The sequence below is a fragment of the Burkholderia sp. Tr-862 genome (assembly GCF_011753085.1).
GTDB classification, from domain to species: Bacteria; Pseudomonadota; Gammaproteobacteria; order Burkholderiales; family Burkholderiaceae; genus Burkholderia; species Burkholderia ambifaria.
In genome coordinates this window covers 25,686-50,466 of sequence record NZ_VWWG01000042.1, presented here as the reverse complement: position 1 = coordinate 50,466, position 24,781 = coordinate 25,686, and the positions used below count along the sequence as shown (strand labels likewise).

Below are 24,781 nucleotides of genomic sequence, written 5' to 3'. Positions count from 1 at the left end.
CCGGCCGGCTGCCGGCGCCCTGCGCCGGCGCATCGGCGAGCTGGCCGGTCAGCTGGGCCGGATCGTCGGCGAATCGTTCCAGCAACGCGCGGATGGTGCCCAGCATCTGCCGCACCGCGTCGGGGGCGACGCGGTGCGCGTCGTGCGTGATATGGAAGGCGAGGCGGTTATCCGGGTGTACGGTCAGGGTCAGCGGGTAATTCGATTCCGCGAAGGCGCGGGTGTCGCGGATCTCGATGCCGTCGGGCCCGAGATCGGGAGCGGCGGCAACCGGGAAGTTCTCGAACACCAGCAGGCTGTCGAACAAGCTGTCGCGGGCGGGCAGTTCGCTCCATGACTGGATATCGACCAGCGAACTGTACGAATGCGGCTCCATCGCCGTCTGGGCTGCGTGGACCTCCGCCAGCCACTCGACGAAGGGGCGCTCCGGCGCGATGCGCACGCGAAACGGCAGCGTGTTGATGAACAGCCCCACGATCGACTCGACGCCGTCGAGCTGCGGCGGGCGGCCGGACACGGTGACGCCGAACACGACGTCGTTCGTCCCGGCGTGGCGCCGCAGCACCAGGGCCCAGACCGCGCGTATCAGGACGTTGAGGGTGAGGCGATGGGTGCGCATGAGCGCCTGCAGCCGGGTGGTCAGGGCCTCGTCCAGCAGGAATTGCTGTGTCCTGAGCGTGTCCTGTCGCGCGGCGTCGCCGGCGATCTGCCGGGCCGGATTGGCCGCGATCGGCGTGGCGGCATGGAACCCGGCCAGCTCGGCGCGCCACCAGGCTTCGTCGGCCGAGCGAGGATGACGCGCGAGCCAGTCGATGTACCTGCGGTATTCCGGCGCCGACGACGCGACCGTGGGCGTGCCGGTGCGGGCGAGCGACAGGTAATCGTCGAACACTTCCTTCATCAGGGTGGCGGTGCTCCAGCCGTCGAGAATGATGTGGTGCGCGCTCCAGCAGAAACGATGGCGTGCCTCCGCTTCCTGAATCAGCGTGCAGCGGAACAACGGCGCCCGATGCAGATCGAAGCCGCGCCGCCGGTCGTCAGCGAGGAACGCATCGAAGTCCTGCGCGCGGCGGGACGCATCGCGGTGTCGCCAGTCGAGGAACGTCCACGGCAGGTCGACCGTGTGCAGGACGGTCTGGACGGGATGGTCGCGATCGGCCCACGCGAACGCGGTGCGCAATACGGGATGGCGCGCGAGCGCGTTGGCCCAGGCTTGCCGGAGCGCGGGCACCTGGAGCGGGCCGCTGACGACGAAGCTGAACTGCTGGAAGTAGGCGGCAGGGTCCAGTTCGTACAGCGAATGGAACAGAATGCCCTGCTGCAGGGACGACAGCGGGTAGCTGTCTTCGATGTTTTCCCACGCGGTGTCGGGAACCGACGCCACGAAGTCGAGCAACCGGTCCTTGAAGTGCGCGGCCAGGTTTTCGACCGTCTGCCGCTGGTGGAGACGCTCGCCGTAGCGCCAATCCACCTGAAGCTTGCCGTCGGAAACGGCGGCGACGATCTCGAACGCGTGCGTGCGCCGGGAGCGCTCGGCGCGCAGCGAACCGAGGTCTTCGGCCGCCGGGCTCCAGCCGTCGGACTGCTGCAACACGGTATCGAGCTGCCCGTGATAGTTGAACAGGATATCGGCATTCGGCAGCGCGGCGAGGCTGTCACGCACGGCTTCGTCGGGGCTCAGGTAGCGGAGCAGCGCATACCCGAGGCCGTCGGCCGGAATCCGGCGCAGCTGTTGCTGCCCGGCACGCAGCGCTTCCTCCGGCGTGTGCATCGCGTCGGCCTCGAGCACGATCGGGTAGATGGAGGTGAACCAGCCCACCGTTCGGGTGACGTCGAGCGGCGCATCCGACACGTGGCGGCCGTGACTTTCGAGATCGATACGGGTGCGGGCGTTGCCGGTGGCCATGCTGCAGGCTTGCGCGAGCGCGACGAGCAGCACGTCGTTGATGCGGGTGTCGTAGGCCCGCGGCAGCCGGCGCAGCAACGCCGTGGTGTCGGCTTCGTCCAGCTCGAATGAAACGGATGCCACGTCGCCGACTGCATTGTTGGCCGCTTTATTGGCCGCGCCCGCGGCCGGATAATCGACCGGCATGGGCTCGACGTCCTGCGACAGGAGGGCTTGCCACCGTGGGGCCTCGTCGCCGATGGCCGGCGACCGCGCCAGTTGCTGCAGATGCAACGCCCATTCGCGGAATGAAGTCGTCTTCGCGGGCAACGGCCGGCCGTGGTACGCGGCATGCAGGTCCTCGAGGAGCACGCGCCATGACACGCCGTCCACCGCAAGGTGATGGATCGACACGAACAGGCGGGCGAGCGGTTCGTCGGCAAAGCAGAAAAGCCGGGCTGCCAGCAACGGGCCATGCGTGATGTCGATACCGCGTTCCGCTTCCTCGGCGGCGGCGCGCATCGCCGCGATGCGCTCGCCGGCGTCGCCTGCCAGCACTTCCTTCGCGAAGAGCGCCGGCATCTCGCCGGCGGCGACGACTTCCTGAGTCCAGTGGCCCGCGCTGCGCGAGAAACGCAGGCGCAATGCATCGTGATGTTCGTACACTTGTCGGAACGCGTCGGCGAGCCTCGACGCGTCGATATCCGCCGGCACCTGGATCAGGACCGTTTGATTGTAGTGCGACGGCGTATCGATCTCCTGTTCGAAGAACCAGTGCTGGACCGGTGTGAGCGGCGCATCGCCCAGCGGGCTGACGCTCGACGCGTGCGCTGCCCGTTCTTCAGGCGCCGCGGCCAGCTGAGCGACCGTCTGATACTGGAACAGCTGTTTCGCCGTCACGCGAAGTCCCGCCTGATTGGCGCGCGAAATCACCTGGATGCTCAGGATCGAGTCGCCGCCCAGTTCGAAGAAATTGTCGTGGATGCCGATGGACGGCAGTTGCAGCACGTCTTGCCAGATCGACGCCAGCAGGATTTCCCGGGGCGTGACGGCCGGCGCGTGCGGCTGGGCCGCGTCGACCGTGTCCGCCGGGACGGGCAGCGCCTTGCGGTTGATCTTGCCGTTGGGCAGCAGCGGCAGGGATTCGAGCATGACGAACTTCGACGGCACCATGTAGTCCGCGAGCTTGCCGCTCAGATAGCCGCGAATATCGGCGAGGTCCGGCGATGCGGTCGCGACGTAGGCGATCAGGAACGTCCGGGCGCCGTCGGTTTTCGCGATCACGACACAGTCGTCGACCGACGGATGCTCGCGCAGCACCGCCTCGATTTCACCGGGTTCGATGCGCAGGCCGCGCAGCTTGATCTGGTGGTCGATGCGGCCGAGGAAGTCGATGTTGCCGTCGGGCCGGTAGCGCGCGAGATCGCCGGTGCGGTAGAGGCGTGCATGCGGGTCTGAAGAGAACGGATCGGCGATGAACTTCTCGGCGCTCAGTTCGGGTTCGCCATGGTAGCCGCGCCCGACCGGCGTGCCGCCGATCAGCAACTCGCCCGCCACGCCGACCGGCACGGGCTGCAGCTGCGCGTCCACGACGTAGAGGCGCGTATTGGCGATGGGCCGGCCGATCGGCACGATACGGTGCGGGTCATCGCGCCGGCATTCCCATGCGGTCACGTCGACGGCGGCCTCGGTGGGGCCGTAGAGGTTGAACAACCTGACGTCCAGGCGTGCAAGGCAACGCTGCTGCAGGTCGTATGGCAGGGCCTCGCCGCTGCACACGACGCGGCGCAGCGACGCGCAGTGCGCGTCGAGGTCCGGATGATCGAGAAAGGCGCGCAGCATCGAGGGCACGAAATGGACCGTGGTGATCCGTTCGCGCTCGATGAGTTCGACCAGGTAGTCGGTCTCGCGCTGGCCGCCGGGCCGGGCGAACACGAGGCGCGCGCCGGTGATGAGCGGCCAGAAGAATTCCCAGACCGACACGTCGAAGCTGAACGGGGTCTTCTGCAGCACGGCATCGTCGGCGCCGAGCGTGTACGCGTGTTGCATCCACAGGATGCGGTTGGTGATGGCGCGATGAGTGTTGAGCGCGCCCTTGGGCCTGCCGGTCGAACCGGAGGTGTAGATCATGTAGGCGAGGTTGTCGCCGCTCAGCGCGGGCGCGGGGTTGGACACGGGCGCGGCATCGAGGTCGAGCGTGTCGCGATCGACGACGATCACGCGGGCGTCGGTGTCGGGCAGCGCGTCAAGCAGATGCTGCTGGGTGAGGAGCCAGCGCAACTGCGCGTTGTCGATCATGAAGCGCACGCGCTCGGCGGGGTATTCGGGGTCGACGGGGACGTAAGCGCCGCCGGCCTTGAGGATCGCGAGTAGGGCGACGCTCATGTCGAGGGAGCGCTCCATGGCGACGCCGACGAGCGCATCGGGGCCGACGCCGAGCGCGATGAGGTGGTGGGCGAGGCGGTTGGCGCGCAGGTTGAGTTCGGCGTAGGTGAGCGTGGAATCGTCGAAGACGGCGGCGACGGCGTCGGGTGTGCGCTCGACCTGCTGTTCGAACAGGCGATGCAGCGGTTGCGCGGCGGCTTCGCCGAAGTCCGTGTCGGTGCGGTTCCACTCGACGGTCAGCCGGTTCCGCTCCGCATCGCTGGACAACGACAGCGCGCCGAGCGGCCGGTCCGGATCGGCGATCACGGCATCGACGAGCGTGCGGAAGTGTTCCGCCATGCGATCGATCGTGGCGGCGTCGAACAGGTCCAGGTTGTATTCCAGCGAGCCCGCGAGGCCGTCGTCGGCATCCTGCACATGCAGCGTGAGGTCGAACTTCGCGGTGTGGGTCTCCACCGCCACCGGCGTCGCCACGAGACCGGGGAAGCTCACCGGCTGGGACGGCGCTTTCTCGTACGCGAACACGACCTGGAACACCGGCGTGCGGCTCAGGTTGCGTTCGAGCTCGAGCGAGTCCACCACCTGCTCGAACGGAATCTCCTGGCGGCTGTAGCCGTCGAGCGCGACGCGCTTCACACGCGCCAGCAGTTCGCCGAAGGTCGGATTGCCCGACAGGTCCACGCGCAGCGCGAGCATGTTCGCGAAGAAGCCGATCAGCGGCTCGGTCATGCTGGAACGCCGGTTGGCGATCGGGGAGCCGATGACGAGGTCCTGCTGGTTGCTGTATCGCGACAGGAGCAGCGCATACGCGGCGAGCACGACCATGAACGTGCTGGTGCCGGACGCGCGGGCAATCGCGCGCAGGCCGTCGGCGCGTTCGCCGCTCAGCTGGAACGGCAGGACCGCGCCGCGGAACTGCTGGACGGCGGGCCGGGGGCGGTCGGTGGGCAGCTCGATCAGGTCCGGCGCATCCGCCAGCGCGGCGCTCAGGAGCGCCAGTTCCCGATGCGTGTCGGCGGACGCCAGGCGCTCGTGCTGCCACACGGCGTAGTCCGCGTACTGGACGGCCAGTTCCGGCAGCGACTCGCCGGCATAGAGCGCGGCCAGTTCGCCGATGAGGATGCCTGACGACCATGCATCGGAAACGATGTGATGCATCACGATGCCGAAGACGTGCAGGCGCTCATGGACGCGATACAGCACGACGCGATAGAGCGGCCCGGCGGCGAGATCGAACGGGCGGTCGGCTTCCGCCGCGAGCATCGCGAGCGTGTCGGACTCGCTGGCGACATCGACGACGTCGAGCGCGACCGGCGCCGGCGGCGCGATGCGTTGAACCCCGCGGCCGTCGACGGCGGGAAACGTCGTGCGCAGGATCTCGTGACGCCGGCTGATCTCGGACACGGCTGCCTGCAGGCGCGCGATGTCCAGCTCGCCGTCGAAGCGCAGCGCGCTCGAGATGTTGTAGGTGGCCGACGGGCCTTCCAGTTGCGCGAGGAACCACAGCCGCTGCTGCGGAAAGGACAGCGGCAGGTCGTTCGCGCGCGAGCGGGGCACGATGGTGCCGGCCGTCGAACCGGCGTGGGGCGACGACGCTTCGATCAGGTCGGACACCGCGCTGATGGTCTGGAGTTCGAAAATCGCGTCGATGCCGATCTCTACGGAGAAGCTGCTCCAGATCCGCGAGACCAGTTGCATGGCTTGCAGCGAATCGCCGCCGTAGTCGAAGAAGCGGCCGGTGAGATCGACGGCCGGATTGTCGAGCACGTCGCGCCAGATGCGCACGAGCTCGAGCTGAATCGGCGTGGCGTCGAGACTGGCGGTGTCGGGCGCGGCGTTGGGCTCCAGCGCCAGGAGCGCCGGGCGATCCAGCTTGCCGTTGGCGTTGAGCGGGAATTCGGCGATCGGGATGATGTCGGACGGGACCATGTAGTCCGGCAGCTTCCCGGCCAGATAGGCCCGCAGGTCCGGCACGCTCAGGCTCGCGGCGCCCTTGACGTAGGCCGCCAGCTTGCGCACGCCGTGGGCGGATTCGCGCAGCATGACCGCCGCGCCGACGACGTCCTCGTGCGCGGCGATCGCGGCCTCGATCTCGCCGAGTTCGACGCGGTGCCCGCGGATCTTGACCTGGTGGTCGACGCGTCCGTAGCACTGGATACGTCCGTCGGGCAGCCACCGGCCGATGTCGCCGGTGCGATAGATGCGCGCTTCGCCGGGAAACGGATGCTCGACGAATTTCGCGGCGGTGACGTCGGGCCGCTGGTGGTAGCCGCGTGCAAGGCCCGCGCCGGCGAGGCAGATTTCCCCGGGCACGCCGAGCGGAACCGGCCGCAGCGCGTCGTCGAGCATGTACACGCGGGTGTCGGCGATGGGCCGGCCGATCAGCACCGTCGGCGGCGCGTCCTCGACGCGCTCGACGATGCAGCCGACCGTCGCCTCGGTGGGACCGTACTCGTTGTAGATTTCGATCGCGGGATCGATCTTGCGCAGCGTGGCGATGTGCTGGGGCGTCAGTTCCTCGCCGCCCACGATCACCTTGCGCACGCCGGAGCGCGCCAGGTTCATGTATTCCAGCAAGTGAATGTGGGTGGGCGTGAGCTTGAGGGTGTCGACGCCGCTGCCGGGCTGGAACATCCGGGCCAGGATGGTGTCGATGCTTTCCGACTGCGGATAGATGCGCAGCGTCTTGCCGCGCACCAGCGGGCAGAAGATGTTGGTGAGCGTGAAATCGAAGCAGAGCGAGCTGTACAGGCCGAAACTGCCGGTCGTGCTTTCCGGAAAGTAGTACGCGGCGGCCCACGCGATGTAGTGGGCCAGGTTCCGGTGTTCGAGCAGGCAGCCTTTGGGTTTCCCGGTCGAGCCGGACGTGTAGAGCACGTAGGCCAGGTGCGCCGGTTCGGCACGGTGCGGCGGGTTGTCCGGCAGCGGCGTCCAGCCGGGGAGTTCCTGGTCCAGCAGCAGCGTCACGCCGGAGAATTCATACCACTGCGCGAGTTGACTCGACTGGGTCACCAGCAGCGACAGGCCGGTGTCGCCGAGGATGTGATTGATCCGTTCGGCCGGATACGCCGGGTCCAGCGGAACGAACGCCGCTCCCGCCTTCAGGATGCCGAGAATCGCGACGATCATCCATTCGGAACGGTCGAGCATGATGCCGACCAGCGATTCCGGCCCGACGCCGTGGTGTTCGCGCAATTGATGCGCGAGGCTGTTGGCCCGGGCGTTCAGGTCGGCGTAGGTCATCAGCGAACTGTCGGTGACCAGGGCCGGCGCCGTCGGCGTGCGGGCGACCTGCGCTTCGAACATGGCGACGACCGTCGGGTGGCTGGGGCCGGTCGTCGTGGTTTCGTTGAAGGCGGCCAGCAGCGGGCCCTCTTCCGGCGGGGCCGATTCGATGTCGCCGACGGGTGCGTCGAGGTGTTCGAATGCCTCCAGCACCGCGCCGAGGCTGCCGGCGAAACCGTCGATGATGAAAGGCTCGATGGCCCCGCTGTAACGAAGCTCGATTTCGCCGCGCGCGAGCCGCAGATGCAATTGCAGATCGTCGTCGCGACCGGTCGGTGCATGGTGCACCCGATCGTCCGCCAGCGCGACTTTCGTGAGCTGCGCGAGCGCCATGTCCTTCTCGTTGCGAACGAGCGTTTCAAGCGGGAATTGAGGCTCGGCGTAGCTGTCTTCCACGATCCCGGCCACGCGCGACAGGTAGTCCTCGATGCGCTCCTCGGGACGGACCTCGATGATCAGCGGAACGGTGGCGGCGCTGGCCGACGGATGCCCGGCCAGCGCCGGCGTGCCGAGCACCGTGACCGGAATCCGGAAGTATTTCCAGAGCAGGAACGCAATGCCCGCCGCCGTGACGGCGAATTCGGCGAGCTCGCCGTCGCCGATGCGCCGCAACAGGTCGAGCGACGCGGGCGTGAGCCGCACCGTGCGGGACAGCGGGCTGCCCGCCTGCTGACTCGGGGCGTACGCCGCGATCCGGTAGACGCCGGCGACCTGGGAAAGGCTTTCGCGCCAGAAACGCGCGGTGGATGCATAGCGATGGTCGGTGACCAGCACGTTATTGTCTTGCACGGGAAACTCCTTGAAACGTTTTGTTCACCTGAAACAACCCGACGCAGCGCGCACGGCGCGCGCCGCTCGAACCCCGCCCGGCCCGCATCACGTTTTCTCCTCGAGCGCATCGTCGGCGGTGACTTCGGGCGTGCGTTTCAGGCGCAGACCGACCCGGACCCTCGGGCTGGCGGCGGGCGCATTGCCGGAGAGCGAAATACGATCGACCGGCGTGGTCGGATCACGGAGAAAGACGTCGTGGATCTCGAGCAGTCGATCGCGCATCGCCGCGACGGTCGCGGGGCGGAACAGGTGGGTGTTGTAGATGAACTGGATGAGGTGCCTGCCGTCGCTTTCCACGATCTGGAAGGACAGGTCGAACTTGGCCGTGGTGTCCGTCTGCGAGCGGTCCGTGATGCGAAGGCCCGGCTGAGGCGCCGGCATCGAAATGTGGTTCGCTTGAATGTCGAAGATCGGGAAATGGCCCGCCGGGGTGCGGATCCGGAGGTCTTCCAGCAGGACATCGAACGGATAGGACGCGTGCTCCAGCGCTTGCGTGGAGGCTTTCGCCACACCGTCGATTACTTCTTCCACGGTCGCGGAATTCCGCACCGGCACGCGGAGCACGACGGTGTTGAGGAACACCCCGATCTGCGATTCGAGCTGTTCGCTGTCGCGCCCGGCCGACACGCTGCCGATGACGATGTCCTCACGCCCCGTGTAGCGGTGCATCAGCACGCAGAACGATGCCAGGAGCACGGCGTAGAGCGACGTATGGTGAGCGCGGGCCAGCTTCGCGAGCCCTTCCACCTGCGGGCCCGACAGTTCGACTTCGAGCGTCTGCCCGGCATGACCGAGCCGCTCGGGGCGCGGGTAGTCGGACGCCAGTTGCAGGCGGGGCAGCGGCGGCGCGAGTTGCTCGAGCCAGTACGCGCGATGCGCGGCGGCACGCGCGCCTTCCAGGCTGGCGTTGTGCCACGCGGCGTAGTCGCGGTACTGGATCGAAAGCGGCGGCAGGTCGCGTCCCGCATACAGCGCATGCAGATCGTCGGTCAGCACGCGGATCGACCACGCATCCGATATCACGTGGTGCATGTTCAGCAGCAGCAGGTGTTGCGCCGGTGAGAGCCGGACCAGCTTGACGCGAAAGAGCGGTCCCGTCGCGAGATCGAATGGCTGCTCGCTTTCCGCGCGGATCAGCGCATCGATCGCTTGCGGCCCGGCATCGTCCGCGAGGTCCACCTGCTCGACGCGGAAACCGGAGGCTTCGCGGGTGAGGATGCGTTGCCGCAGATCGCCTTCGATCATCGCAAACACGGTGCGCAGGCTCTCGTGGCGATCGACCAGCATGTCGAACGCACGGACGAGGCGCGCCGTATCGACGGCGCCGTCCAGTTGCAGCGCGCCTGCCATGTTGTACGTGGACGGATCCGCGCCGCGGCTGGCGAGCCAGATCCGCTTCTGGGCGCGAGACACCGCGTAGGACGATTGCGCGGCAAGGGCCGGGATGATCGCCGCGCCACCGGCGTCGTCGGCGTGCGTGGAAGCGAGCTTCTGCGCGAGCGCGCGTGGCGACGGTGCATGGAAGATATCGGCGACCGCGACGTTCAGTTTCAGTTCGCGCCTGATCCGGCTGACCATCTGGATCGCCTTGAGGCTTTGGCCGCCATGCTCGAAGAAATTGTCGTCGACACCGCCCGGTTGGCGGCCGAGCACCTCGGCGAAGATGCGCAGCAGCGCCGCCTCGACTGGCGTCCGCGGTTCGACCGGCACGCCGTCGGGCACGGACGCGGCCTCCGGGAGCGGCAGCGCGGCGCGGTTGATCTTGCCGTTCGGCATGACGGGCAGGGCCGGCAGCAGCATCAAGGTGTCGGGCACCATATGCGCCGGCAGTTTGTCGCGCAGTGCATCGCGCAGGCGTTTGGGCGTCCAGCCGGTGCCCGACGCGTAGCCGCACAGGGTCTTTTCCGCGTCCGACGTGTCGCGGACGACCACGACGGCGTTGGAAATGCCGGCGAGACCGGTCAGGGCGGTTTCGATTTCCCCGAGCTCGATGCGATATCCGCGAATCTTGACCTGGAAGTCGCGTCGTCCGAAGAAGTGGAGATTGCCGTCCGGCCCGAAGCAGCCGACATCGCCGGTGCGATACAGGCGCGCGCCCGGTTCCGGACTGAACGGGTCGTCGCGGAACACCGCCCGGGTGCGCGCTTCGTCGAACAGGTAGCCGCGCCCGACGCCGGCTCCGCCGATGCAGATCTCGCCCTTGACGCCGATCGGGCAGAGGTTCATGTCGGCATCCACGACGTAGAGGCGCAGGTTCTCGATGGGGCGGCCGATCGGAATCGCCGGCAGATCCGGCGCGCGCTCCATGCTGTAGTGCGCCACGGAGTCCGACGCTTCGGTCGGCCCATAGGCGTTGATGAGCCGGACACCCGGATTCAGACGGAACCACGCTTGCGCGGACGCGGGCTGCAGGGTTTCGCCGATGGTCAGCAGCGTTTCGAGGTGCGGGAAAGCCGGTGCCGCATGCCTTTCCAGCTCGCCGAGAAAGGTGGCCAGATAGGACGGCACGAATTGCATCGCCGTGATGCGGTCGCGGTGAAGGCAGTCGATCAGACGCGCGGGCTCGAGGATCACGGCATCGGGATAGATCACGGTCGTACCGCCCGACACCAGCGCCGCGAAGCACTGCCAGACCGAAATATCGGAGCAGTGCGAAGCGGTCTGCGCGACCGCGCTCCGCGCGCCGAGTTCGACCCGGCGTGCCATGGCGAGCACGTGATTGAGCATGCCGCGATGCTCGACCATCGCGCCCTTCGGTTGGCCGGTCGAACCCGATGTGAAGATCACGTAGGCCAGGTCCACGGGCCGGCAACGCGGCGTCACGGGCGCCGGCGCCCCGGCGCCGTGATGGTCGGGCAGCCGGGTGGGATCGACCAGCGGGATCGACGCCAGGGCCGGCGGCGGCACGCAGTCCGTGGCGACGATGACCGTCGGCCGGGCCAGCGTCAGAATGGTCTCGACCCGCTGGGCCGGATAGGCCGGATCGACCGGAACGTAGGCCGCGCCGCACTTCCAGATGGCCAGGATCGTTTCCAGCATCAGCGGCGAGCGCGGCATCCAGACGGCGATCCGGTCGTCCGGCTGGATCGCCGCTGTCTGCAGCAGATGACCGGCGATCCGGTTGGCGCCCTCGACGAGATCCCGATAGGTGCGGACCGCCGTGCCGTGGCGGACCGCAATGCGCTCCGGATGAGCGGCGGCTGCGGCCTCGATCAGTTCGGGCAGCGTCCGGTCGGACGGAACCGGCGCGATGCTGTCGTTCCAGCCGTGCAGGATGGCGTCCCGCTCGTCCGTGGTGAGGAGCGCAATGCTGCGGTTCGGGTGATCTTCCGCACCGGCAAGGCCGGCGAGCAGCGTTTCGACATGGCGCAACAGGCGGACGATCGTGTCGCGGTCGAACCGGCCATCGTCGTACAGCACTTGAAGCGACAGGCGCTTGCCCGGCGTCACGACCAGGGTCAGCGGGTAATTGTTCGGATCGGACACCTGGAATTCGCCGATCCGCAGACCGGGCAGCGCATCGGCCAGCGCTTCCTCGACCGGATAGTTCTGGAAGATCAGCAGGCTTTCGAAGAGCGGCACGCCGGGCGGCAGGCCCGCGAATGTCTGAATGTCGGCCAGCGGATAGTGCGCATACTCCTCCTGCTGCGCGAGATCGATCTGCAGCTGGGCGAGCCACGCGGACGTCGGACGCGTGTCGATGCGGACCCGCACCGGCAGCGTGTTGATGAACAGCCCGACCATCTCGTCCGACGCCGGCAGCGACGCCGGGCGACCGGAAACGATCGTGCCGAACACGACGTCCGCTTCGCCGCTATAGCGGCTCAGCAACTGCGCCCACGCGCCCTGGGCGAGCGTGTTGAGGGTGATGCGGCGGGTTTGCGCGAAGGCGACGAGCCGCCGCGTCTCGCTTTCGGAGAGCAGCAGCTGTTCTTCCACATAGGCGCCCGGCGCGGCCGTGCCGTCGAGTTCGGGGCGTCCCAGCACGAGCGGCGTCGTGGTCGGGAAATCCTCCAGCTTCGTCTTCCAGAAGCGTTCCGCCGCGGCGGCGTCCTGGCGCGCCAACCAGCGCACGTAATCGGCGAAGGCGGGCGGCGCGGCGCGCTGCGGGGTGCCTTCGTCCGCCAGGTCCTGATAGGTGGCAGCCACTTCGCTCAGGAGCCGGGCGGAGCTCCACCCGTCGAGCAGGATGTGGTGATGGCTCCAATGGAAGCGCCATGCGTGATCTGCCACGCGGAACAGCGCGAGCCGCATCAGCGGCGCCCGGGTAAAGTCGAAGCCGCGTGCCCGGTCTTGCGCCACGTAGGCCGCCCAACGCCGTTCCGCCTCCTCGGTGGACGCCGCGCGCAGATCCTCGTCATGCCAGGGCAAGTCGATACGGCGATGCACGACCTGCACGGGGCTTTCGATTTCTTCCCAGTGAAACGAGGTTCGCAGGATGTCGTGCCGGTGCGCCACCGTATCCCACGCGCGGCGGAACCGTTCGACGTCGAGTGCGCCGTCGATACGGAAATCGAGGCTGCTGAGATACGCATCCGATGCCGGTTCGTACAGGCTGTGGAACAGCATGCCCTGTTGGGTCGGCGTCAGCGCGTAGACGTCGGCGATCTCGTCCGGTATGACCGAGGCCAGCGCCTGCGGCAGCGCATTCGCCGGCTGGCCCGACGCGGGCCGGGCCGATGCGGACGGGACGGCATGGTCGGCAACCAGCGATTCGAGCGCCGCGATGTAGGCTTGCGCAACGCGCCGGATGGTGTCGGCGTCGTGGCAGGCGCGGCTGAATTCCCATGCAACGTGCAGGCGGTTACCGGTCACGTAGGCGTTGATGTCGAGCAGGTGCTCGCGCAGCTGGTTCGCATTGCGGCCGTCTCCGCTCGGCTCCACGGCCTGTTTCCAGTCGCGGGCGGCGTTCAGCATCGGGTCGGTCTGACCCAGGTAGTTGAACAGCAGCCGAGGCTGCGGAACGGGGCCATCGAGCCGGTCCCGCAGCAGGCCGTAGGTGATGCCCGCGCTCGGGACGGCGCGCAGTTGCGTCTTGATCGACGCAACCAGCCGAGCCGGGTCGTGCGAGCCGGCATCGACCGTCAGCACGACCGGGAACAGGGACGTGAACCAGCCCACCGTGCGCGAGATGTCGAGATCCGCGATCAGTTCCTCGCGCCCGTGCGCTTCGAGATCCACCAGCACGTCGGCGCAACCGCTCCAGTCGCTGACGGCACGCGCGAGCGCGGCCAGCAGCACGTCGTTGATCTGCGCGTCGTAGGCGCGGGGTGCGGCGCCCAGCAAGGCCGCGGTCGCGGATTCGCCCAGCTCGACCACGATCGTTTCGGCGGACGACACGGAATTGGCGGCAGCCGTTGCGGCGCGATCGAGCGGCAGGCCGGGCAGGGTGGCACGCGCCAACGCCTGCCAGTGGGCGATGTCGGCGTCGGCGGCGCCGGAGCCGGCCCAATCCGAGATGGCCCGGGTCCAGGCGGTCCACGTCGCGCCGCCGCCCGCGAATTCGGGGGCCTGGCCGTGGCGCAGGCGGGTATAGGCGTCGTACACGGTTTCGAGCAGCGCGCCCCATGACACGCCGTCGATGACCAGATGATGGGCGACCAGCAGCAAGCGCAGCGATCGGCCTTCGTCGACGCGGAACAGGTCCGCGCGCACGACGGGGCCGTCCGACAGATTCAGGCTCGCATGAGCGTGCGCGACGTGCTGCGCGAGCTGATCGCGTCCGATCTCGACTACGCCGACGGGAATCTCCGGATCGTCGACGACTTCCTGGATCCAGCCGGACTCGCCCGCACGAAAGCGCAGCCGCAGCGCGTCATGCCATTTGACCGCGTGCCGCAGCGCCTGGCGCAGCAAGACCGGATCGAAATCCGCCGGCACGTCGAGCAGGACCGCCTGGTTGTACTGGTCCTGGTCGTCCTTGCGCTGCGCGAAGAAGTCCTTCTGGATGGGCGTCAGCGGCAGCGGGCCGGACGACGCGACGAACTCCGCCGCGCCGAGCGCGCCGCGGGTGGCCACGGCGGCGAGTTCGGCAACCGTCGGATGCTGGAAGATGAGCCGGGTGGTGAGCTTCAGCCCTGCCTTGGCGGCCAGCGACACGATGCGCATGCTGAGAATCGAATCGCCGCCCAGCGCGAAGAAATTGTCGAGGATGCCCGGCGCCGGAATGCCCAGCGCTTCGCCCCAGATGCGGCACAGCAGCGTCTCGGTGGGCGTGCGGGGCAATGTCGGCGCCTGTCCCGCGGCGGACAGCCGCGCGCGGTCCAGCGGGGGCAGCGCCTTGCGGTCGATCTTGCCGTTGCCGCTCAAGGGCAGCGCGTCGAGCACCACGTAGATGCCGGGCACCATGTAGTTCGGCAGCGTGGCGGACAACGCGGCGGCAATCTCCGCGTCGCTCAGCGACGCGCCGGCGCGGAACGCGACATACGCGCACAGCGCGGCGCGGCCGGTGTCGTCGCGATAATCGAGCGCGGCCGCCTGGCGGATTTCCGGAATGGCGGCCAGCGCGTTGTCGATCTCCCCGAGTTCGATGCGGTAGCCGCGGATCTTCAGCTGATGGTCCTTGCGGCCGTAGAGGACGATCGAACCATCGGGGAGATAGCAGCCGATGTCGCGGGTGCGGTACATGCGCACACCGCGGTCCGCGCGGAACGGGTCTTCGAGGAACGCTTCCCGCGTGCCGGCTTCGTTGTTGAGATAGCCGCGGCCGACGGCGACGCCGGATACGCACAGTTCGCCGGGAACCCCGATCGGGCACAGGTTCATCTGCGGGTCGACGACATAGATGCGCACGTTGCGGACCGGCTTGCCGACCGGTACGTAAGGCGTGGTCGGCGCGCACGTCATGCGGTGCTGCGCGACGTCGTCGGACGCTTCGGCCGGGCCGTACGCGTTCACCACCGCGATGTCCGGGAACACGTCGAACCACCGTTTCACCAGGGCCGGGCTGACCATCTCGCCGGTGACGAGGAGGTGCCGCAGGTGCCGCAGCAGCGCGGGCCGTTCCGACGCGTGGTCGAGCACGGCGGACAGATAGGACGGCACCAGTTCGAGGATGCTGATCCGGGCGGCTTCCAGGGTCGCGACGAAAGACGCCGGGTCGCGGATGCACGCGTCGTCGACGATCACGGTCTTGCCGCCGGCGAGCGGCGCCGTGAAAAATTGCCAGACCGAAATATCGAAGCAATGCGGCGCGGTTTGCGCGATCACCGACGACGCGGAGATCGAAAACTCGTCGATTTCGGCGAGCATGTGATTCAGCATGCCGGCGTGCTCGACCATCGCCCCTTTGGGCTTGCCGGTCGAACCGGAGGTGTAGATCACGTAGGCGAGGCTGTCGGGCGACACGGGGCGGCCGGGATTGGCGTCGTCGCCGCCCTCGGTGACGGTATCGAGCGACACGACCGGCGCGAGCGCGGCCAGCTCGGGCGGCAGGAGGCCGTCGCAGGTAATGACGAGCGCGGCGCCGGAATCCTCGAGAATCGTGCGGATGCGGGCCGCCGGATAGTCGGGGTCGATCGGAATATAGGCGGCGCCGCACTTCCAGACCGCGAGGATCGCCTCCATCAGGCGCTCCGACCGGTGCATACAGATCGCGACCAGCGCGTCCGGCCGCAGCTCGACGGCGGCCAGCAGGCGGTGAGCCGTGCGGTTGGCGCGGGCGTTCAGCTCGCCCGCGCTCAGGACGATATCCCGGTACTCGACCGCCGGCCGCTCGGGGTGGTCCGCCGCGGCCTGTTCCAGGCGATGCACCACGGTACGCGCGGCATCGAACGGCACGTCGGTGTCGTTGAAGGTGTCCAGCAACTGCCGGCGTTCGGCCTCGGGCAGCATCGGCAGGCGCCCGAGCAGCCGGTTCGGATCGGCCGCGAATGCGTCGAGCGTCGCGGCCACGTGGCCCAGCATCCGCTGCATGGTGTCTTCATCGAAGCGCCGCGGATCGAACGACAGCTCCATCTTCCAGTCGTCGCGCGCCGTCACGACGAATTCGAGCGGGATGTCGGCGCGGTTGTAAAGCTGCACCTCGTCGACCGCCAGGCCATGCGCGCCATGCGTCAGCGACGCATCGAGCGGGTAATTCATGAACGTGATGTTGCTCTCGAACAGCGGCGTCGTCAGCGGCACTTCGCTGCAGCGCTGGATATCCGGAAGCGGGGTGTGCTCGAACTGCGCACGAGCGGCCACGCGCGCCTGGATCATCTTCAGCCAGGCCGCGAGCGGCTGCCGCGGATCGACCCGCACCCGCACCGGCACCGTATTGATGAACAGGCCGAGCATGGTTTCGATCCCCGGCAGGTTGGCGCCCCGTCCGGACACGACGGCGCCGAACACCACGTCGGTTTCCCCGCTGTAACGCGACAGCACGAGCGCCCAGGCCGCTTGCGCGAGGGTGTTGAGGGTGACGTGATGCCGGGCCGCGAATTGCCGCAGGCGCGCGCTCAGGTCGGCCGACAGGTCGGCCTGGACTTGCGCGAGGCCCTGGCCGAAGCGATCGTTCGCTTCCGCGCGCGCTGCCGTGGGCAGCGGGGTCGGCGAGCGGAACCCTTCGAGATAGCGTGTCCAGTATTGCTGCGCGGCTTGCGGTTCGCGCTGCTGCAGCCACTGGATATAGTCGCGATAGGGGCGCACCGCGGGGAGCGCCGGCGGTAGGCCACGCGTGAGCGCGCCATAGACCTGGAAGATTTCCTCGATGACGAGCGACAGGCACCAGCCGTCGGCCAGGATGTGATGGTGGCTCCAGCTGAACAGGTACGCGTCGGCAGCGACGCGCGCGAGCCGGCAGCGCACGAGCGGCGCGCGATCGAGCGCGAAGCCCTCGGCCAGATCGTTTTCGAGATGCGCGCGCCACCGCGTGCGCTGTTCGTCTTCCGGCAGGTCGCGCCAGTCGTCCTGCACCCACGGCAGCGCGGCGTGCGCATGCACGACCTGCATGGGCTTGTCGAATTCCTCCCAATGGAACGACGTGCGCATCACCGGATGCCGATCGACCAGCTGCTGCCATGCGGCATGAAACAGCGCGGGGTCGAGGCTGCCGGTGATCCGGCAACTGAGCTGGTTGAAGCTGCTTCTCGTGCCGGGCGAGTGCACGGCATGAAAGAGCATCGCCTCCTGCATCGGGGAGAGCTCGTAGATATCGGCAATGGTGGGGGATGTCACGATTTGATCCTTGAAACAAGCACATCCAACGCTTCCTGGCTGATGCGCGCGGCCGGAAAGTCCGTCGGGCTCAGCCCGCGCGGGTCGCCGCCACTGGCTGCGACGATCGACAGCAGACGGCTGCGGTAGCACTGCGTCAGCTGCGCGATGACGTCCGGCGCGCAGGCTTCCCGGTTGTAGTGCCAGGTCAGGCGCAAACGCCCGTCGCACACCATCCCGTCGATCTCGAAAAGATGGCCGCGCCGTGCGCGCGGACTGTGCTCGGGGCTCTGGAAGTCGAGCACCGGCTTCCAGCCCGTGTCGTCGGTCAGCACGCGATCGATCTGGCCGAGATAGTTGAAGCGCACCGGCGCCGGCGGCTGCCGTTCCAGTGCTGCCGCGATGCCGGCGTCCTTGCCGAGGTAGCGTGCGATGCCGTAACCGAGCCCGCGCATCGGCACCGCGCGCAACTGTTCCTTGACGTTGCGCAACGCCTCGGCCGCCACGGTGGCGTCGCCGGCATTCAGGAACACCGGATAGTGCGCGGTGAACCAGCCGATGGTGCGCGACGTATCGACACCGTCGAAGAGGTCCTCGCGGCCGTGGGCTTCGAGATCGACGACCAGCGAAGCGTTGCCGGTCCAGTCGCCGAACGCGAGCAGCAGGGCCGTCAGCAGGACTTCATTGATCTGGGTGTTGAAGGCGCGCGGCACGTCCTGCAGCAGCGCGAGCGTCTGCTGGGCGTCGAACTCGATGAACGTCGAGCCGGCTTCGGCGACGGTGCCGACCGGCATGTCGTCGAAGCCGGCCGGTTCCTCGGCGTTCGCCTGGAGCCAATAGTCCAGTCCGTCGAGCGCGGTCGCGCCGAGTTCGGACAGACGCGTCGACCAGTCGCGCCAGGCCGTCGTCCTGGCCGGGAGCTGCACCGCTTCGCCCGCCTCGAGCTGGCGGCACGCCGTGTACAGGTCTTCGAACAGGATGCGCCACGAGACGCCGTCGATCACCAGGTGATGCGCCACCACGAGCAGGCGCTGCGGCTCGCCGGGACCGAACTGGAACAGGTGGGCGCGCAGCAGCGGCGGCGCGGACAACGTGAAGCTTTCCTGCATGCGGGTGGCGGTCGCGAGCATCTCGGCCTGCCGCATGGCGGGCGCCGCGCCGGCCAGCGACGTGACGCCGAGCGGGATCGCCAGCGGCGGCGCCGCGTGCGATTGCTGCCACGCGCCGGCGACGCGTTCGAAACTCAGCCGCAGCGCGTCATGATGCGTCGCGACGGCGGCCAGCGCGTGCTCGATCACGTCCGGCCGCAGCGACGCGGGCACCTCGATCATGGTCGACTGGTTGTAGTGGTGCGGATCCGCCACGTCTTGCGCGAAGAACCAATGCTGGATCGGCGTCAGCGGGGCGGGACCGACTACCGGCTCCTGAGGAATCCTGATGGGTGGCGCATCCACGACAACCCGGGCGAGGTCGGCGATGGTCGGATGGGCGAAAAACTGATCGGCGGTAAATCGGAGGCCGACTTGCTGGGCCTGCGACATCACCTGAATGAGCAGGATCGAGTCGCCGCCCAGTTCGAAGAAATTGTCGTGCACGCCGATCGGCTCGCGGCCCAGCACCTCCGACCAGATCGTGCCCAAGCGCGCCTCGACGTCATTGGTCGGCGCGGCATACTCGGTTTCGCTCGCCACGGGCCCCAGTTCCAGCGCGGCGAGCGCCTTGCGGTCGGGCTTGCCGTTCGGCGTCAGCGGCAGCCGTTCGAGCGTCACGATCGACCCCGGCACCATGAACTCGGGCAGGCGTTCCTTCAGGTATGCCCGCAGGCCGGCGACGCTGGCCGTCGTCGTCTCGACGCAGGCTACCAGCTGCCTGTGCTGCGGCGTGTCCTCGCGCACGAACACGATCGCGTCCGCGACGTCGGCGTGCTGCCTGAGCGCCGCTTCGATTTCCCCCATTTCGATGCGATAGCCGCGAATCTTCACTTGCATGTCGCGGCGCCCGGTGACTTCCAGGTTGCCGTCAGGCAGCCAGACGCCGAGGTCGCCGGTGCGATAGAGGCGCTCGCCCGACTCGAACGGGTGGTCGACGAACGCGGCGGCAGTCAGGTCGTCCCGGCCGACGTAGCCGCGCGCCAGCGCGATGCCGGACACGCAGATCTCCCCCGTGCAGCCCTCGGGCGCCAGTGCCCCGTGCTCATCGAGCAGGTACAGGTGCGTATTGTGGATCGGCCGGCCTACCGGCAGACGGGCGCCGTAGGCGATTGCCGGATCGACCACGTAGTCCGCGATGCAGACGGTGGCCTCGGTGGGGCCGTACGAGTTGTGGCACGAGCGTGTGCGGGCCAGCTCGCGCAGATCCGCCACGCGGGCGTTGTCGCCCGCGCTGATGACCCGTTTCACGGTGCCGAGCGCGTTCCAGTCGAGCGCGGCGAGATAGGCAGGCGTCGCGTTGACGGTGGTGACGCCCTGCTGCGCGATATATTCCACGAAACGCGGCACGTCCCGGATCACGGCGGTCTTCGCCAGCACCAGGCGCGCGCCCGCGAGCAGCGTGACGAAAATCTCCATGATCGAGCCGTCGAAGCCCGGGGAGTAGAACTGGACGAACCGGTCGGTGGCATCGAAACCGAAGGCGTCCACATGGTATTGCGCCATGTTCAGGAGGCCTGCGTGTTCGAGCACGACGCCCTTGGGCACGCCCGTGGAGCCGGACGTGTAGATGATGTACGCGGCGTCGTCCGGCCGGACCTCGACCTGCGCCGACGCCGATGCGGGTGCCAGCGTGTCGAGCTGAAAGTCGAGGGCGAACATCGGAATCGCCCAGAAATCGGCGAGCAGCGGCAGGTGTTCCGAGTGCGTCAGCAGCGCTTTGACCTTCGCGTCCTCGATCATGAAGCGCAGGCGCTCCTGCGGAAACTCCGGGTCGAGCGGCAGATACACCGCGCCCGCCTTGAGGGCGCCGAGCAGGCCGACGATCCAGCGCTCGGAACGGTCGGCCACCACGCCCACCACGTCGCCGCGTTCGATCGCGTATTCCGTGAGCAGGAAGCTCGCGAGCCGCGACGCCTGATCGTCCAGTTCGGCATAGGTCAGCGATGCGTCGGCGGTCGCCACGGCGATGCTGTCCGGCGCGGCCGCGACCCGCTGCGCGAACTGCGCCAGGAAGGTGCCATGCACCGCGACGGGCGCCGCATGCGAACGAAGTCGCGCACGTTCGTCGTCGTCGAGCAGCGAGACGGTGTCGAGCGGCGCATCCAGCGTGCCGAAGCCGGCCACGACGTTGCACAGGTGTCGCGCGACATGCTGGAGATAATGCAGCGTGAACGCCGTCGGCCGGCCCGTCAGCACGATCTCGTAGCGCTCGCGATGCCGGATCTCGATCGACAGGTCGTGGTCCGCCGACGCCCAGTCTTCATGAAGACCGTCGAAGCGCACGCCTACGTTGGTCGTGCGGCGTTCGCCATGCAGCTTGTGCGCCAGGGCGGCGATCGGAAAGTCCTGATACGAATAGCTACGCTGCACCCTGTCGCGAACCTGGTTCAGATACGCGCGTACCGTGGGGCCGGGCTGGATGGCGTCGAACAGCGGGACGGGGTCGGCGGAACCGCTCGCGGGTTCGACGATCAGGTGCGGCGACTCCACGAACAGGCCGGCCGTGCCGTCGTAGCGCCCGAGGACACGGAACAGGGCCGCCAGCAGCACGACGAAAGCGCCCAGCGCCTGGCCGGAAGCGAGCTTCTCCAGCACCTGCGATGCGTCGCCGTCGAGCTCGAACGTCAGTTCCGGTGCCGGGCCGAGCGGTAGCGCATAGGCTTGCCACGCCTGCTGAAGCCGGAAGTCTTCGTCGATGCGACCGAGCGCGTCGCTCCAGAACGCCACGTGTTCCTGGTATTGCCCGCTGGTCGAGAGCGTGTTGAGATTCATTTCTGACACAGCACGATCTCCCTCGTCGCGTACAGGATTTCGGAATCGATGCCCTTGGCCTTGCAGTGCGCGACGAACTGGGTGGACTGGATATGGCTGGGCGAGTTTTCGTCGAAGGTGTTGTCGAGGAGGTAATTCAGCCACGGCTCCTGACCCATCGCGTAGACATATGCCGCGTTGAACGCGAAGTCGTCCACCAGCGCGGCGGCCTCGCCGAACTGGCAGCCCCGCGCACGGCGCGACTGATCGATGTCGCGCGGCAGCGCCTTGGGAAACAGCGGGCCACAGACCCAGGACGGCGGCGCGCCCTCGGTTTCCATCCCGACGAACAGGGTGTCCGGCTTGCCGGCGAGGCGGAAGACATGCTCGTAAAGAGTGGGGTCCAGGTTGCACGAATCGGCGATGCACAGCACCGAACGCTTGCCGAAGCGGATCATGAAGCTCTGCTTGCTCTGGATCGCCAGGTCGTTGTGTTCGCCCAGGAACGGAATGGCTGTGATGGCGCCGTTGGTCACCTTGATTTCCTGCGCATCCCGAACTTCCAGCACGTCGTCAAAGCCGAGCTTGCGCAACGCCAGTTGCAGTGACGGATCTTGCGGAAAACCGTCCAGGTTCCTGCCGACCACCACGGTCTTGACCTTGTGGCGAAGCTGCAGCAGCGTTTCCAAGACGATGTGATCGTGATGGCTGTGCGTGATCAGCACGTAGTCGATCTGGTCCGGCAGGTCGGCGAAGGTATAGCGCGGCAGCGCGGTGTCGTAGCCGTAGCTGATCACAGGATCGATCAGGATGCTCACGCCGCGGCTCTGAATCAGCAGGCACGCATGGCCGTAGTAACGGATGCGGATGTCGTCGCCGTCGAACGAACGATCCGGTTTCGGTGCCGGTGCCTCTTCGACGAAGAACGAGCGGAACAGCGGCTCGTCCTTCTCCTCCACGCGCATCAGATCGACGATTTTCGCGTAGCTGCCGGGCGTGTCGCGCATGCGGAACAGCACGTCGAGCGCGCGATCGTCGAAGGCCGTGTTGCTGAACACAGTGCGCTCGTCGCTGAGCCGGGGCGTGCTGAGAATGAATGGGCGGGGCGTGTGCTCGTCGATCGCCGACAGCGCGATGCTCTGCGCGTCGCGCACATAGAGCGGGCTCGCGTACAGCAAGCTCTCGTAGACCCGGAAGGACGGGTTGTGGTTCAGGTCGTAGTAGATCTCGACATAGCCTTTCAACACCTCGGGAATCTGCGGGTAGAGCGGGTCCGACGCCATCCCCTTGGCCTGTTCCAGCAGCAGCGTGGAGAATGCCTTGTAGGCCTTCGCCAGTTCCAGTTGCGCGGTCGCGCGCCGGGTGGTCTGCTCGATCAGCGCGCGGATTTCGTCGACGCGCTTGCCGTCCAGATCGAGGAACGGGCCGCCGCGCATCGCCGGATCCTTGCACGCCGCCGCATGCATCATCGGCGAGGCGACATAGGACTTCATCAGCGGCAGGAACCGCTCGGCCACGTTGAGTGCGGCGGTCAACGGCGGAAGCGTGTGAAACCACGCGTACCAGCCGTTGATCAGCGGTTCGAACTGGATGTTTTGCCGCAGGTAGACCTGCGTGTTGGACGAAATAGTCAACGAAGGCTCCTTAGAATGCACTGAGTTCGACGGTGGGCTGGCGGGCTTCGGCCTGCAGCACGTGTTGTCCCAAGGTCAGGTTCCGGATGCGAACGCCCGGATTGGCCAGCACTTCGCCGATGACGGACGTCAGCTCGTTGGCGAGGCCCTGCACCAGCGCCTCGCTGAACCGCCCGGCGTGATAGACGACGCGGATCGCGAGGCCCTCGGCGTGCGGCTCGGCCAGGAACCAGAAGTCCGTCGCGGCTTCCGTGTCCGCGCCCTGCAGGTCGTGGTCCGGCAGTTCGGCGATGCGCACTTGTCCCGCGTAGCGATCGACGGCGCCTTGTCGCTGGTTCTGCAGCGTCAGGCCGATGTCGAAGAGCGGATTGCGTCCCGCGACGCGTTTGATGCGCAGGTCGTCGAGCAAGCGATCCAGCGGATACAGCGGGTGCGAGAACGCTTCGAGGGCGGTGTCCCGCACCCGGGTCAGCAGCGTATCGAAACGATCGTCGCCGGCGACGCGATCGCGCAGCGCCAGCACGTTCAGATAGGGGCCGACCTGCGACTCGAGTTCGGGCAGCTCACGGCCCGCGACCGGCGTGCCGACGACGATGTCCTCCTGGCCGGAGCGGCGGTAGAACAGCGCCTTGATCGCGGACAACAGTGCGATGAACAAGGTCGCGCCGTGGCGTTGGCCGAGCGATTCCAGCGCCGTCGTCTCGGCGGCGGGCAGCTCGAACCGCCAGGTTTTCCAGCTCGGCGCGGCCGGCTGCTCGATGTCGCCCGGCAGTTCCAGCGCGCGCAGGCCGCCGCCCAGCCTGGTCAGCCAGTATTCCTTCATGCGTTCGCCGTCCGGCCCGGCCAGCAGGCGGTTCAGCCAGCCGGCGTAATCCTTGTACTGGATCGAGAGCGCGGGCAACGGATTGTCGCGACGCTGGACCAACGCGTCATAGATCTTCGACAGGTCGTCGAGCAGCACCTCCGTCGACCAGCCGTCGCTCACGATGTGATGCATCGTGCAGATGCAGACGTGACGGACTTCGGAGAGCCTGAGCAGCTTGACGCGGAAGAGCGGGCCGGTGCCGAGATCCATCGGCGCGAGCCGTTCGCGGGCGGTGATCGACATGGCCTGGGCATCCCGGTCCTCGGCTTCCTGCAAATCGATGACCTCGACCGGGAACGCGGCTTCGCCCGGAGGCAGCACCTGCTGGACCGGCTGATTGCCGGACAGCACGAACCGCGTGCGCAAGATCTCATGCCGTTCGCTCAATGCACGGAACGCCCGCACGAGCGCGTCCACGTCCAGCACCCCCTCGAACAGCAGGGACGTGGGCAGCGGCCCGCCGGCTTGCGCCGCATTCAGGCGATCCTGGACCCACAGCCGCGTCTGGGCGGGAGAGAGTGCGTAATGCGCCTGCACCGGCAGCGGCGTCACCGGCGCGTAATCGATCGGCTGCGTATCGGCGATGCGTTTCGCGAGGCTCGAAATGGTGGGATGCGAGAACAGGCTGCGGATTTCCAGCTTCACCTGCAGATCGCGGCGGATGCGCGCGGCGACCTTCGTCGCGGAAAGCGAATTGCCGCCCAATTCGAAGAAATTGGCGGTCGTGCTGATCCGGGCCTGGCCGAGCACTTCCTGCCAGATTGCCGTCAACTGCGCTTCGAGCGCGTTGGCGGGCGCAACGTGGTCCAGGCTGTCGCCGGGTTCGGGCAGTCGGACGCGATCGAGCTTGCCGTTGGGC

The 24,781-nt window shown here is 67.7% G+C and carries 5 protein-coding genes (1 of these 5 running past the window's edge); all 5 read right to left on the bottom strand.

What is annotated here, in order from left to right; all coding sequences use genetic code 11:
- The coding region (locus tag F3J14_RS14650; protein WP_166723603.1) for a non-ribosomal peptide synthetase at positions 1-8,344 on the bottom strand (8,344 nt) is incomplete at its 3' end.
- Positions 8,345-8,431: 87 nt separating this feature from the next.
- Positions 8,432-17,542, bottom strand: coding sequence for a non-ribosomal peptide synthetase (locus F3J14_RS14645; RefSeq protein ID WP_166723602.1), 9,111 nt, complete (start codon positions 17,540-17,542; stop codon positions 8,432-8,434).
- The gene (locus tag F3J14_RS14640) at positions 17,539-21,444 is read right to left on the bottom strand and encodes a non-ribosomal peptide synthetase (RefSeq protein ID WP_168736224.1); all 3,906 of its coding nucleotides are present in this window, start codon (positions 21,442-21,444) and stop codon (positions 17,539-17,541) included. Before F3J14_RS14640 ends, F3J14_RS14645 begins: the two co-directional genes overlap by 4 nt.
- Positions 21,441-23,078 carry an MBL fold metallo-hydrolase gene (locus tag F3J14_RS14635; RefSeq protein ID WP_348771995.1) on the bottom strand — a complete coding sequence of 546 codons (1,638 nt, stop codon included), beginning with the start codon at positions 23,076-23,078 and terminating at the stop codon, positions 21,441-21,443. Before F3J14_RS14635 ends, F3J14_RS14640 begins: the two co-directional genes overlap by 4 nt.
- Positions 23,068-24,781: the 3' end of a non-ribosomal peptide synthetase/type I polyketide synthase gene (locus F3J14_RS14630; protein ID WP_166723599.1), read on the bottom strand. It continues 11,711 nt past the right edge of the window; 1,714 of the gene's 13,425 nt are visible here — the last part of the coding sequence; its start codon lies off the right edge, out of view; the stop codon is at positions 23,068-23,070. Before F3J14_RS14630 ends, F3J14_RS14635 begins: the two co-directional genes overlap by 11 nt.

Excerpts from the sequence above, each read along its gene's own strand:
- F3J14_RS14640 (WP_168736224.1), bottom strand. The coding sequence starts at position 21,444 with ATGAATCTCAACACGCTCTCGACCAGCGGGCAATACCAGGAACACGTG.